Origin of the sequence: Amycolatopsis sp. CA-126428, assembly GCF_002904335.1 — a bacterium.
In the GTDB taxonomy this organism is placed as follows: domain Bacteria; phylum Actinomycetota; class Actinomycetes; order Mycobacteriales; family Pseudonocardiaceae; genus Amycolatopsis.
In genome coordinates this window covers 1-12,230 of the sequence record NZ_PPHF01000176.1, presented here as the reverse complement: position 1 = coordinate 12,230, position 12,230 = coordinate 1, and the positions used below count along the sequence as shown (strand labels likewise).

General features: G+C 68.3%; 14 protein-coding genes and 1 pseudogene. 14 read left to right on the top strand and 1 reads right to left on the bottom strand.

The window, feature by feature from the left end; genetic code table 11:
* Window positions 1-223 precede the first annotated feature (223 nt).
* The 6 genes from C2L58_RS45400 to C2L58_RS49050 all read left to right on the top strand — a co-directional run bounded on the left by C2L58_RS45400 (window position 224) and on the right by C2L58_RS49050 (window position 3,789).
* A complete protein-coding gene (locus tag C2L58_RS45400) occupies window positions 224-1,225 on the top strand; it encodes a S1 family peptidase (RefSeq protein WP_146073819.1) in 1,002 nt (333 codons plus the stop codon).
* Between the two features lie 323 nt (window positions 1,226-1,548).
* Window positions 1,549-2,319 carry a Scr1 family TA system antitoxin-like transcriptional regulator gene (locus C2L58_RS45395; RefSeq protein ID WP_103343812.1) on the top strand — a complete coding sequence of 257 codons (771 nt, stop codon included), beginning with the start codon at window positions 1,549-1,551 and terminating at the stop codon, window positions 2,317-2,319.
* Window positions 2,303-2,635: a hypothetical protein gene (locus C2L58_RS45390; protein WP_146073818.1), complete on the top strand. Its 333-nt coding sequence runs from the start codon at window positions 2,303-2,305 to the stop codon at window positions 2,633-2,635. The genes C2L58_RS45395 and C2L58_RS45390 overlap by 17 nt, the downstream gene beginning before the upstream one ends.
* Window positions 2,636-2,774: 139 nt before the next feature.
* Entirely contained in the window at window positions 2,775-3,248 is a 474-nt protein-coding gene (locus C2L58_RS45385; RefSeq protein WP_103343810.1) for a hypothetical protein, read from the top strand.
* A gap of 63 nt (window positions 3,249-3,311) precedes the next feature.
* Complete coding sequence (locus tag C2L58_RS45380; protein ID WP_146073817.1) at window positions 3,312-3,545, top strand: hypothetical protein; 234 nt, start codon at window positions 3,312-3,314, stop codon at window positions 3,543-3,545.
* A 13-nt stretch (window positions 3,546-3,558) separates the two neighbouring features.
* A complete protein-coding gene (locus C2L58_RS49050; protein ID WP_146073816.1) occupies window positions 3,559-3,789 on the top strand; it encodes a helix-turn-helix domain-containing protein in 231 nt (76 codons plus the stop codon).
* 146 nt (window positions 3,790-3,935) lie between these two features.
* Here C2L58_RS49050 and C2L58_RS45375 read toward each other — a convergent pair whose 3' ends face one another.
* Window positions 3,936-4,463 carry a hypothetical protein gene (locus C2L58_RS45375; RefSeq protein ID WP_103343808.1) on the bottom strand — a complete coding sequence of 176 codons (528 nt, stop codon included), beginning with the start codon at window positions 4,461-4,463 and terminating at the stop codon, window positions 3,936-3,938.
* Between the two features lie 610 nt (window positions 4,464-5,073).
* Here C2L58_RS45375 and C2L58_RS45370 point away from each other — a divergent pair.
* The 8 genes and pseudogenes from C2L58_RS45370 to C2L58_RS45335 form a co-directional block, all read left to right on the top strand.
* The gene (locus tag C2L58_RS45370) at window positions 5,074-5,472 is read left to right on the top strand and encodes a DUF7715 family protein (protein ID WP_103343807.1); all 399 of its coding nucleotides are present in this window, start codon (window positions 5,074-5,076) and stop codon (window positions 5,470-5,472) included.
* Window positions 5,473-5,513: 41 nt separating this feature from the next.
* Window positions 5,514-6,488, top strand: coding sequence for a DNA-processing protein DprA (gene dprA, locus C2L58_RS45365; RefSeq protein ID WP_103343806.1), 975 nt, complete (start codon window positions 5,514-5,516; stop codon window positions 6,486-6,488).
* Window positions 6,489-6,656: 168 nt separating this feature from the next.
* Window positions 6,657-7,652 (top strand): DUF4192 family protein, encoded by a 996-nt coding sequence (locus C2L58_RS45360; protein ID WP_103343805.1) that lies wholly within the window; start codon window positions 6,657-6,659, stop codon window positions 7,650-7,652.
* Window positions 7,653-8,027: 375 nt separating this feature from the next.
* Window positions 8,028-9,104: a tyrosine-type recombinase/integrase gene (locus C2L58_RS45355; RefSeq protein ID WP_103343804.1), complete on the top strand. Its 1,077-nt coding sequence runs from the start codon at window positions 8,028-8,030 to the stop codon at window positions 9,102-9,104.
* On the top strand, window positions 9,101-9,421 hold the full coding sequence (locus tag C2L58_RS45350; protein WP_103343803.1) for a helix-turn-helix domain-containing protein: 321 nt from the start codon (window positions 9,101-9,103) through the stop codon (window positions 9,419-9,421). Before C2L58_RS45355 ends, C2L58_RS45350 begins: the two co-directional genes overlap by 4 nt.
* 143 nt (window positions 9,422-9,564) lie before the next feature.
* The gene (locus tag C2L58_RS45345) at window positions 9,565-10,950 is read left to right on the top strand and encodes a hypothetical protein (RefSeq protein ID WP_146073815.1); all 1,386 of its coding nucleotides are present in this window, start codon (window positions 9,565-9,567) and stop codon (window positions 10,948-10,950) included.
* 237 nt (window positions 10,951-11,187) lie between these two features.
* The gene (locus C2L58_RS45340) at window positions 11,188-11,496 is read left to right on the top strand and encodes a hypothetical protein (protein WP_103343801.1); all 309 of its coding nucleotides are present in this window, start codon (window positions 11,188-11,190) and stop codon (window positions 11,494-11,496) included.
* A 15-nt stretch (window positions 11,497-11,511) separates the two neighbouring features.
* Window positions 11,512-12,230 (top strand): annotated as a pseudogene (locus tag C2L58_RS45335) (IS5 family transposase); the annotation flags it as partial.

Genomic DNA, 12,230 nt, shown 5'->3' with positions numbered 1-12,230 from the left:
CGAGATACCTGCGCGAGGACACCGGGTCCCCGGATTCGACCGGCTACCGGGGTAGCCGGTCACCTCGCCCGTGATCACAGGTCAAGCAACCGGCCATCCCGATCGTGGGTGACCACCGGTGTCTGGCCGTGCTCACGGCCCCCCGAGCACGGCCAGGCACCCACACCACACCAGGCGCGCCCAAGTTGCGCCGAATTCGTTGTCGAGAAGGGACATTTCACCCGTGCGTCTCAGAGCAACAGCCGCAGCAGCGCTTGCCCTGCTGCCGATGCTGTTCGGCATCTCCGCCGCGACCGCCGACACCGGCACACCCCCACCCTCACCGTCGACCTCCACGGCATCGCCGCGGATCGTCGGCGGCGACCCCGCCCCGGTTGCCTACGCCGGCGCCGGATCCCTGCAGCTGCTTGACCACGACGCTCCCAACTGGCACTCGTGCGGGCTCACCCTCCTGGAGCAGGGGTACGACGAAACCGGCCAGCCGGCCGCGGTGGCGGCCACGGCCAGCCACTGCCTGAGCAACCCGCCCAGCCCCGCCGAGCAGGCGCGGATGACCCCGGCCGAGAAGAAGGTCTTCACCAGTTTCCGGACCGACCTGCGTAACCCGACCATCGACCGCAGCGATCCCGCGATCTACCACGCGCGATTCGGCTCGCCCAACCGGCTGCAGGGCGGCGTCGTCCGCGTCGGCAGCAAGATTGTGGTCCCGGCGGGCTGGGCCTGGGGCAAGGTCGATAAGGACGGCAAGGTCCGGGACGTGTCCCTCATCCGGTTCGTCGGCCACGTCGACGGCGTCCGCCCAGCCCGCGTCGCCCCCGCGTGGCTGTGGCAGCCCGCGCGGGCGATCGGCTGGGGCATCAGCACCGACCCGGCCGCTTGGACCGGCCCCGCACCGGCCCAGCTCAGCCAGCTCGACGTCCCGCTGCTGCGTGCGGGCAAGTGCGCCCCGGGCGGCATCGGCGCCGGAGAACTGTGCGCCGGGGTCCCGCCGACCGGCGGCGGCGTCTGCAACGGCGATTCCGGCTCGGGGCTCTTACAACGCCATGGCGGCGACTGGTATCTGCTCGGCGCGGCCTCACGCACCATCGCCGAGTTCTGCGGCAGCGCGGCGATCTACACCGACCTCAACACCTACCGGTGGTGGATCATCCAGGAGATCCGCCAACTGCTGCCCGGCGCCCTGGGCGTTTTCACCCACACCGCACCGGCCACCCCCGTCGGCTAACCCCACGCAACACCTGCTCCCGAGGTGGCCGCGGCAGATCCGATGCCGCGGCCACTCTCGGGACGACGGACGACCCGCAACCGCGGGGGCACCGACCAGCCTCGAAAGCACCTCGACATGCCACCACGCGCCGCAGCCACACTCGCTCACCCCCGCGCGCATCATGGCGACCGCGTCCACGCCGACATCGAAAGGACCCGCCGGGACCCTGTCGCCGACTACCTGCTCGACGGCCACCTCAACACCACCGTCGAAGCTCCTCAACGGTGGATGTCAACGCCGCGATCGTCCCGACGCCTCCGCCACCTGGAACGAGAAACTGCATGATCAGACCTAAATCACTTCCAGCGCTGCTCGCCTTGAGTGGCTCTCTCCGGGCGGCCAGAACAGACCGGGGACTGGGCCTGCGCAAGTTCGCAGACAAGCTGGGAGTCTCGGCTCAGACTCTGTCGAACTGGGAAACCGGCAAGCGGACGCCGGCGATCGAGGAGGTGGCGCACCTCCTCGGCTTCCTCCGCGTCAGCCTCACTGAACACCAACGCATCATGCAGCTCTGGCATCAGCTCAACTCCCCGACGCTCATCGAAACTCCGAGCCCAGACACCAGCAGCCTGCAGCACAAGTTCGATGAGCTCGCCGCCCATTCCTGGGAATGGGCACCACACACTGTCCCGGAACCGTTGCAAACCGTGGAGTACGCCCGCGCGATTCTGCAGCGTGACCAGACACCGCCTGACGATGTTGACGTCGAAGTCTTCGTGCGACGAGCCCGGCAGCTGGACCGGAAGCGGCCCCGACAGCGGACTGTGCTGTTGAGCGCGACAGCGTTGGCCCCCGCACCCGAGTCACAGCTACACGCGATTAGGGCAACGCCAGTTTGCCCTCAGCTGAAGGTCATGCTCGTACCGGTCACCGACAGGGTGCGAAGGATCGAGCCTTTCACGATCTATGAAACGGCCGGCAAAATCTTCACTGTCGCGCTGCGCCACCACGACAACATCATCTTCGTCACTGAGCGAAGCCTGGTACACAGCTACCGGTCGACGTTCCAAGCCTTGGAGCAGGAGGCGATCGACCATGCCGATAGAGCGTAAGGTCACGGCCGCAGAAGTCACTGTGGTGCCCGAAACGTTGTCAGCCGCACAGGACGACATGAATATCCGCAATCCGGGTCCGGATGCTGATCTGGTGCAGCGGATTGAGTTCCACCGGTACAACGCGGAAATGTTCCGGCTCGCCGGCCAACGCCTGGCAGAGCAGGGCCAGGCCACAGAGGACGACTGGACGAGCTGGTGCTTCACGCAGCAGACGAACGCGGTGAACACATACGTCCGCCTCCTGGGAACGGACAGCGCGCGGTCGCTGAGGAATCAAACAAACCACACGGATGCTTTAACTGACCCGGCATGATGCCCAGTCTCTGCCGCAGCGGGAAAGCAGGACGCGTTCAACACCCGTGCCCCCGCAGAGATCATGAAACTTCAGCCGAGTGCGCGGAGCACGACGGCGGTGAGCGCACTGGCCGACAACGCGCGCCGGACCTCGCTTCATGCTGCGGCGCAACAGGACCTTCGGAGACAAGCCGATGAGCTGCCACGACCACGCCTACGAGATGCTCGGTCTGGACTTCGCCCAGAAGTACCGTATCCGTTGCCTCTCATGGCAGCTCGGGAGGTTCGAGCGCCACGGGCACCTCCGTCGCGAGTGGGCATTGCGGATGCAACGCCAGGACGGCGACGGCCAGCAGCGTTCGCTGACGTGGCTACACGACCTACCCGGACACCAAGAGCTCGACTGGGATTGGGCGATCTTCCTGCTCGCCCGCGACGCCGGAGACGGCCGACAGTCCTTCGACGCCTACATCGAGGAAAACCTATCCCAGCGCGACGACGATGACATCCCCCGGCACGAGCATCACGACTGGGTGCGCGCTGAGCACCTGTGGCATCAGGTCCGGGACCTTCTCGGGCGCGATCCCGCTCTGCTCGCAGCGTTCTTCGACATCCTGCCGCCCGAGCGTTGAATGCCAGCCCCGCAACCCGCCTGCCTGGGGCGCATCCTCGGCGACGCCGTCGGAGCGCCGTGCGTGGCAGCGTTGGTCATTCCCATCGTCGCCATGGTCTTCACCCGCTGGAACCCCGTCTACGGCACCGTCGTCACGTGGGCAGCCGTGATCGCCGATATCGGCTGGGGCGTCGCCCTGTTCGTGTCCGGGATACGCCGGGGCAGAAAGGAACCAAGGGAACATGTCAACCCCGAACGCGCGCCGACACCCGCCGAAGTCGTCGAGAAGATGCGGAGGCTGGCCGACGATTGGTGAACACATCACCGCAGTGCACTCGCGATCCGCCGCCGACGGCGTACCCGACCCGGACTGGCTGCCCTGGCCGCCCACCGCACAGAACTGTCCACTACTGCTGCCACGCGGCGAGCACACTCCGTATCGGGTGTGGGAGGTGATGGAGCTGCGGGCTCGCTATGTGCGGTGGCCCCAGATCGCCGCGCGTCTCGGCATGCCGGAGCCCGTCGTCCGCGACTGGATCGCCCGGTTCGGCAACCGGTGACTCCGACCGTGGGCGGCCTGTGGTCGGCGTGCCAGGCACACCGGTCCGCCAGATCGAGTGATGGAGGGGACGTCGGTCCGGCCGGGGCTGGACACCGGCCGGACCGACCCGCCCATCCACGGCGCCCGGTGGGCGCCGCCGCGCAGTTACGGGCACCGCGGAACCTGCGGTGTACCGGCACCACCGGGGCCGGTGTGCTGCTCGACCTCCCACAGATCCGCGCGGACCCAGCCGTAGGTGCCTCCGCGATAGGACCAGCCCCACGCGTGACCATCGGATGCCCCTCGCGTGCACGACACCCAGAATCCCGCGCCGTAACCGATCGTGCCCAGCACCGGGCCATCAACAGGCCGCGACCGAATACGCGCCCCGTCCGCGGTCGCGATGACCGCGATCCAGCCCTGCGCCGTCGCGGCCAACATCGGCTGCGCGTGCGACGAGGTCGATGTTGCGGGCCAGACGAGGACGCCATCGGGTGCGACCGCCGGCGTACCCACGTTGGACTTGCCCTCGCCCAACGCGCCCACGTCCGGCTCAACGGACACCACACCGGCGAAAGGCCGGGCGCCGGCTGCATCAGCCGGCGCCGCAGCTGCCATCGTCGCGCTCGCGAGAGCACCGACCGTCAGCAGCGACGCGGCGATCCGCTTCGCGTCCTGAAGACTCGTTGTCATGAAAAGACTCCCGTCGACTCTGGCGCATCACGACCGCCCAGAAGAAGACTTCTTTCGAGCACGAGGGCAGCGAATCGTCGACGCACACACGGAAACCGACGCTCGATCCAGGTTGCCTCGGCCTGGAACCTCACCACCCGTCGAAAGCGACTGGTGTGTCGTCGGTACAAGTTTTCGGCTCGGGAGAGGTGCCCTCCCCAGTGCCCTCTCCCGAGCCGGGAACCCTTCTACCGCTGGGGGTTGAAGCGGTCCAGGTCCCCAGAAGGGTCCATTGTGGTCGCTCCCTGTGGACCACCGTGGATCACCTTCTACGACCAGAGTGCACCAGAAACAAGTTATTCGCCACAACTGTGGCGGATTTTCTGGTAATAACTTTGAGTGTCTTCTCGTGCGCGATAAGCAGCGCTCGACGACATCGTCCTCCCCACCGTGCGACCACGGCTGTGCGTGGCTGCCGCGCAGTGCAGCAGACCCGCGGTCCGGGGCAAGCCGCAACATCCACGAGGGAGACGTCTGTCACCCTCCGGCCGGCTTGCCCCGGACCCGCGGCGCCCGCTCGCCAAGGCCGCGTCCACTGCCCACCCGGGCCGCGGCCACCGAGGAGGAATCCGTGTTGAAATACTTCGTCTCCACCCAACGCACCCAAGGCGAACGGGACAACGACTCCAACAGCATCCCCGGCCCCGAGATCGTCGATCTGGCCAGCCTGTCGCACGAGGACCCTGACTCGCCCATCTGCGGCTGTGCCCGCAGCTTCGTCGGCATCACCAGCCGACAGACCTCGACCACCGCCGAGGTCGTCGAAAGCGACATGACCGCCGCGCAGTACATCGGCCGCTTCCACGCCGGTCTCCTCGCGCTCGGCCGGGAAGACAACGTCGAGACGCGCAACGGTGTCATCGATGCCGCGGTGGAGCTGCTGCTGCTCGCCGCCATGTGGCCGGTGGGCACCGTCGTCGAACGCCGCCTCCACGAGATCCGCGTGCGGAGCTTCCCCGCCGAATCCTGATCGCCCGCCACGCGTTCAGCAGCTCTTGCGAAGGAGTCGTCATGTCCAGTTCCACCGACGCGCGGCGTGCCCGCGCGTTCCTCCAGCACGCCGCCGAACCCACCAGCCCGGTCCTCGCCCGTTACGTCGCCGAGGTCGGGCCGGTCGAGGCCGCCCACCACGTCAGCGAACGCACCGCACCCGCCGACGTCCTCACCGAAACCCGCCTCGGCGCCAACTGGATGCGCGCCGAAGCCGGCCTGCGCACCGCCGCCGAGCTCGGCGCCCGCTTCGTCATCCCCGAAGACGACGAGTGGCCGGCCGGCATCGTCGGCGGCCTGCGCACCCTGGCCGCCGACGACGACACCCTCGGCGGCCCGCCACTGGGTGTGTGGGTCCACGGCGAGCCACGGCTGAACGACCTGGCATCCGCGCGATCGGTCGCGATCGTGGGAGCACGCGCCGCCACCCAGTACGGCGAGCACCACGCCGCCGAGTTCGCCTACGCGCTGGCGTCTCGGGACGTCGCGGTGTGGAGCGGCGCCGCCTACGGCATCGACGGCGCAGCCCACCGCGGAGCGCTCGCAACCGATCGCCCAGCCTGCACCCTCGCCGTCCTGGCATGCGGGATCGACTGCGGCTACCCGGCCGGGCATGTGGGCCTGCTCAAGCAGATCGCCGCCTCCGGCGCCGTCGTCTCGGAGTACCCGCCCGGCATGCCACCAGCCCGCCATCGGTTTCTTCAGCGCCACCGACTGCTCGCCGCGATCACCCGAGCGACGGTAGTGATCGAGGCCGGCCAGCGCAGCGGCGCCCGCCACGCCGCCCGCGTGGCCGACAAGCTCGGTCGGCCGGTCCTCGCCGTTCCGGGGCCGGTGTCCTCCGCCGCGTCAGCCGGGTGCCATCGGCTGATCCAAGACGGCACGGCCCGCCTGGTCACCTCCGCCGACGACGTCATCGCGGTGATCGAGGACTCCGAGGAGCTGGAAGTTGATCCGGAGGCGGCCGTCCCCGCGGATGTGGCCGGCCGAAGCTAGCGCACGCTCCGACGGCGGCCCGGACTCGACGCAGACCGGGTGACGTCGGCGAGCGTCACGGGCCGCCGTCGGACGCGCGCTCGATGCGGTGGCGGCTCACACCTTCGTGGGCCGCCACCGCCTCTCACGGCCCACACGCCGGGGAGGCCGAGCCGAGGAGCGCCGACCGTGACCGCGTACCTGACCCCCGGTGAACTGATCGGATCCCTGCCCGACACCTGCGCCGACACCCTGCACGTCATCGCTCTGCCCCCACGTCCGGACCGCACATCTGCGTGGCGGCTGACCGCGCCGGCCGGAGCGGCGTTTCCGGTCACCCTGGTGCGGGGCATGACCACCGCCGAGATCGCGGGACACGTGCGGGCGGCGCTGCCGGCCGACCGCGACACCGACCTGGTCGTCGTCGTGATCGCCGAGAACCACTCCCGGAACTGGCTGCCGCTGCGGGCGGCGATCGCCGCGCTCGAGGCCGACCTGCGCCCCGCCGGACACACCGTCATCGGCCGCTACTGGGCCCCGCGCACCCGCCCCGGCGCCCCCTGGCGCGACTACCGCCGCCCCACCCACCTCGGCACCGTCATCGCCCCACGCGCCGACCTCGACTTCGCCCAGCCGAACCAGCTGCGCGCAGACGCCCCGACCCCGACCTGGGGCCTGCCCTTCACCGAACCCGGCGAAACCCTCCCGGCCCGTGCCGACCGCTTCGCCCGCCGGGTCGTGCCGCTTTTGGTGCGTCGCGGGGACGAAGCCAACCGGATCGTCGCCCACGCCACCATCCAGGCCGGCCGCGGCGAGTTCATCGACGACATCGCAGCCTTCGCCGTCACGACCGCGCTGGCCGACAACGCCGTCTACGGCCCGATGCTCCTGCCGCCGAACGAGCAAGACCCGCAGCGGGTCGAGCAGCTATGGATGGCCCTCCACCGCGGCAGCACCGACCCTGCGGCCCGTGCCCGCCTGGCCACCTTGATCGCGGCCAGCGCCGTCCGCCGGGGCGACCGCCACCTCACCGCCTGCGCCCTGGCCCACGCCCACGGAGCGCCAGGCGCAGCGACCGCCGGATTGCTGTTCCAGCAGCACGCCAGCCCCGAGGTCGTCGAGTATGAGCTGGATCAGACCGCCGGCCGGGTCCGCGCGATGCCCTCGGTCAGTGCGAACCGCTAACAGCCCACGCCCCGCCAAGCCTAATTGGCCGCAGAGTCCCGGGGTGTCGTCGTGCGCTCCGGGACACTGCGGCCCGCCTTTCACGGAGGCCACCTCGTGCAACACGTGATCCAATGGTCCGGCGGCATCGGATCCTGGGCCGCCACCGAACTCGTCCGCCGGGACCACCCGGCGACCCGATCACCCTGCTCTTACCAGATAGCACGGCAGTTCCTTCGGCACAGCTGACGCGGCAAAGCCGCTGCATGACGCTCGACCTGCGGCTTCGTGCACGTGTCGGCATGACCCGTTCCGATGATCCCTCTTCAGATTTCCTGAAGTTGCGTCGACGTAGTTGTGGATGGCGTTGGCAGGCTGAACCCTGGGAGGTAAGTCATGGCGCTTGCCGTGGTTCGCGACCTCCACGAGACCCGGTCGCCCGCCACTGCCGAGGAAATCGAGGCGTTCGAGACCGACGTCTTGTCCGGCTTCGTCCTGGCGCGCGCGTCCGCCGGCCTCGCGGACAAGACAGTCGGTTGCGATGTGTCGCACCTGGAGCAGGTTCGCGACTGGTTCGGCAAACCACTGTGGGAGATGGAGCCCGCGGACGCCGATCGATACTTCGGCGACTTTCTCCGCAACGGTTCCCAGAGCTTACGGCTGGCACGTGCGCAGGCACTGAGCACGTTCTTTGTGTTCCTCGAGTTGAGGTTCCGAGCCGAACTGCATGTCCTGTGCGGGCGTGTGGTTGCCAGTCCGCTGGACGACGTCAACCGGCCGCGAGGACGCAACGAGATCGGGATCCGCATTCCGCCGTCCGAAGCGGAAGTCGACGCCTTGTTCGCGGGATGGCGCGCGGAGATGGCCACCTGCCGCAAGTACGTCACAACTGCACGAAACTACGCCGCGGCGCGGATCATGGCCGACCTCGGCCTGCGTATCAACGAGCTCTGCAAGCTCGACCTGGCCGACATCCACTGGGATTTGGGTCGGTTCGGGAAGCTGCACGTCCGGTTCGGCAAGGGCAGCCGCGCCAGTGGACCACGCGAACGCATGGTGCCTCTCATCAACGGCTCCGATGCCGTCTTGCGATGGTTCATCAAGGACGTCTGGGGACACTTCGATGACGACCACACGCGACCTGGCGCGCCACTGTTCCCCTCAGAACGACGTAACAGCGATGGAAGCTGCAAGCGGATCAGCGCGGACGGGGTGCGTCTCGCGGTCGCCAATGCCGTCGAGCGTCACCTCCCAGACTGGACAGGCCGGCTCACACCGCACGCACTGCGCCACTACTGCGCCTCGCAGCTCTACCGAAGCGGCATGGACCTTCTCGCGGTGCAGGAACTGCTGGGACACCGCTGGATCACCACGACCATGCGCTACGTGCACGTCTTGGCGACCCACGTCGAAGATGCCTGGATCTCGGGACAGGAACGGGCCGCACGCCGACTGGAGGGATTGTTGTCATGAAGTGGAACTTGCGGCTCGCCGCGGCGAACCGCGGTATCTGGCAGGCCAGCGAGCTCCAACGCATGCTGGCCGAGCACGGCCTGGTCATCAGTGCGGGGAAGATGTCCGGCCTGTGGTCAGGCAACCCGGCCAGCATCAAACTCACCGATCTCGATGTGTTCTGCACGGTCATCGACTGCGGCGTCGAGGAACTGCTCCTGCCCGAACCGGTCGAGGCCGCAGGGGCGGACGCGTCGGCGGCGCCGGCTGTGGTGGCGACAGGCACGAATTCGCCAACGCCGCGGCCGCAGTCCGGACGCTCGATGCCGCCTCGGTGACCACCGATCAACCGCCGGTCGCCGCCAGTTGCGCCCGCTGCCTGGCATGGGGTGTCCACGCTCCGCGCCGCGTCTGCGGGTCCTGCATCACGTGGGGAGCACGGACGTCGGCACCCTGCCTGGGCTGCCGCCGGGACGTCCCGTTGCGCTACGGCTTCTGCCGGCTGTGTCGGCACCAAGCGACGATCCACATCGGACAACAACGCATCCGCGGTCCGATACCCGCCGGGGTCCAGCTGGCTGGCTGGCAGCTGTTCTTCGCAGGCATGACCACCACCCGAGCCGCCATCACTTCGTCAGCGGCCGGCACGCAACCCGCGCAGACCGGCCACACAGAATCGCCGGGCCAGCTTGCACTCCTGAACTGTCCCCGGGACTTCACACGGTTCTGGGCCCACCGGCTATCGAACCCCGCGAATCCCGCATTGATCGCTGCACGCCGAACGGCACAGCGACGCGGTGAAACCTACGGCTGGTCACATTGGCTCGCCGCCGAGGTCGACCGCGGCCTCGTCATCCTGTTGTCGCAGCTCATACCCGGCGACCGCATCCGCTACTCCGAGATCGTCCCGCTGGACTACCGAAGCGTGGACGTCTCCCGCACCGCCGAAGTTCTCGCCGAGCTCGACCTACTCCACGATGACCGACCGGACCCGCTCGACGCCTGGATCAACGGCAAGCTCAGCACCCTCGCACCCGGCATCGCCGAGGCGGTTCGAACGTGGGCGACCGCTCTGCGCACCGGGCAGCTGCGGACGAAGGTTCACACCGACGGCACCGTCCGCAACTACCTCCGTGATGTATATCCACACCTCGTGGCATGGTCCGCCGACCGCAACCACCTTCGGGAAATTACCGGCGACGACATCCGCGGCCGGCTGCCCCAGCTGGCCGGTCTCGAGCGCAAGCGCACTCTGGTCGCCCTACGGTCACTCTTCGGCTTCGCCCACCGCAACCGCATCACCTTCACCAACCCGACAGCTGGGATCAAACCCGGAATCGACGGCGCCAGGCTTCCGCGCCGCATTCCCGACCACCAGCTGCAGCGCATCGCCCGCGCGAGCATGACCCCGATGAGACGCCTGCTCGTTGCGCTCACGGCGATTCATGCGGCTAGACCGATGCACCTGCAGAACATCCTGCTCGACGACGTCGACCTCCCGAACCGGCGTCTCACCATCGGCGGCCACACCCGCCACCTCGACGACCTCACTCATCAACTGCTCGTCGACTACCTCCGCCACCGCCAGTCTCGTTGGCCCAGAACCAGCAATCACCATCTGCTGCTCACCGAACGGCGCGGTCACGACCTCGCTCCACCCAGTACGTACTGGCTCAACGCCGAGTTCCGCGCTATCGGCGCCACTCCCACCCAACTCCGTATGGACCGGCAGCTCGAGGAAGCTCTCACTCACGGCCCCGATCCTCTGCACCTCGCCGCTGTGTTCGGCATCGCCGAGAACACCGCCGTGCGCTACGCCCGCGCAGCCCGCCAGCTCCTCGAGACCAGCCTCGAAGTCGGCAGCTAACTGACGTCCAAACTTGCGCCATACCCACGAAATACGTGGAGTTCACGATGAAGACACTTCAGAAATCCCGAACTCTCGGAGGTTTCGCCGACGTCCTGATCGAGGACAGCGACCTCTACCGCTTCAACGCCGACGCCTCCCAACGGCTCGGGATCCCGATCACCCGAGTCTGCGACGGGCGGACACCGTTCGAGCTGTTCACCACCGCCGCTACCTCGACAACGCCCGGATCACCCCATGCTCCCAGCTGCTCAACAGCGGCCCTGCCGGAGCTGGCAGACCGAGCACACCGACCCGACCAAGACGATCCTCTACGTCGGACTCGTGCCCAGCGAACAGCGCCGAGCGCCGGCGATCACCGCCGGATGGCGGCCCTGGCGAGTCGAATACCCGCTGATGCGGCGTCCCAGCCTCACCAGGGACGACCTGCTGGCCTGGTGCCGCGACGCCGGGCTGGAGCCGCCGCGGCTGTACCGCCTCGGATTCAGCCACAACAACGCTTCCTGGACTAAGAGCGTGTCTTACGTGGTGATCGGTCGCTGGTGAGCGATGATGTTGGTTGTGGTTGATCGGTTGTCGTTGCGGTTGGTGCCGGACGAGTTGTGGGCGCTGGCCGAGCCGTTGATTCCGGTGTTCGCGTCGCGCCCGCAGGGCGGTGGCACGGCGCCGGTAGACGCTCGCGCGGTGTTCACCGCGATCGTGTACGTGCTGACCAGCGGGTGCGCGTGGCGGGATCTGCCGCCGTCGTTCGGGGTGCCGTTCCAGACCGCGCACCGCCGCTTCGGCCAATGGACCAAGGCTGGGCTATGGCGACAGCTGCACCACGCGCTGCTGGACGAACTCGGCAGCCAGGGCCTCATCGACTGGAGCCGCGCGATCGTGGATGGAGCCTGCATACGCGCGAAAAAGGGGGATCTCTGACCGGGCCCAGCCCGGTGGACCGCGGCAAGCCCGGCTCGAAAATCCATGCCCTGTCCGACCGCGCCGGACTGCCGCTCGCGGTCGCCGTCTCCGCGGCCAACACTCACGACTCGCACGCACTCAGGCCGCTGGTGATGGCGATCCCGGCGATCCGCTCCCGCCGCGGTCCGCGGCGGCGCAAGCCGGCCAAGCTGCACGCCGACAAGGCCTACGACCAGCCCGGCTTGCGGCGCTGGGTCCGCGACCGCGGCATCAAGGTCCGCATCGCCCGCAAAGGCATCGAATCGAAGGATAAGCTCGGCAAACACCGGTGGGTGATCGAACGAACCATGGCCTGGTTCACCGGATACCGCCGCCTC

Coding starts and splice junctions, on each gene's coding strand:
- C2L58_RS45395 (WP_103343812.1), top strand. CDS start 1,549: ATGATCAGACCTAAATCACTTCCAGCGCTGCTCGCCTTGAGTGGCTCT.
- C2L58_RS45390 (WP_146073818.1), top strand. CDS start 2,303: ATGCCGATAGAGCGTAAGGTCACGGCCGCAGAAGTCACTGTGGTGCCC.
- C2L58_RS45385 (WP_103343810.1), top strand. CDS start 2,775: ATGCTGCGGCGCAACAGGACCTTCGGAGACAAGCCGATGAGCTGCCAC.
- C2L58_RS45375 (WP_103343808.1), bottom strand. CDS start 4,463: ATGACAACGAGTCTTCAGGACGCGAAGCGGATCGCCGCGTCGCTGCTG.
- dprA (WP_103343806.1), top strand. CDS start 5,514: ATGTCCAGTTCCACCGACGCGCGGCGTGCCCGCGCGTTCCTCCAGCAC.
- C2L58_RS45355 (WP_103343804.1), top strand. CDS start 8,028: ATGGCGCTTGCCGTGGTTCGCGACCTCCACGAGACCCGGTCGCCCGCC.
- C2L58_RS45350 (WP_103343803.1), top strand. CDS start 9,101: ATGAAGTGGAACTTGCGGCTCGCCGCGGCGAACCGCGGTATCTGGCAG.
- C2L58_RS45340 (WP_103343801.1), top strand. CDS start 11,188: ATGCTCCCAGCTGCTCAACAGCGGCCCTGCCGGAGCTGGCAGACCGAG.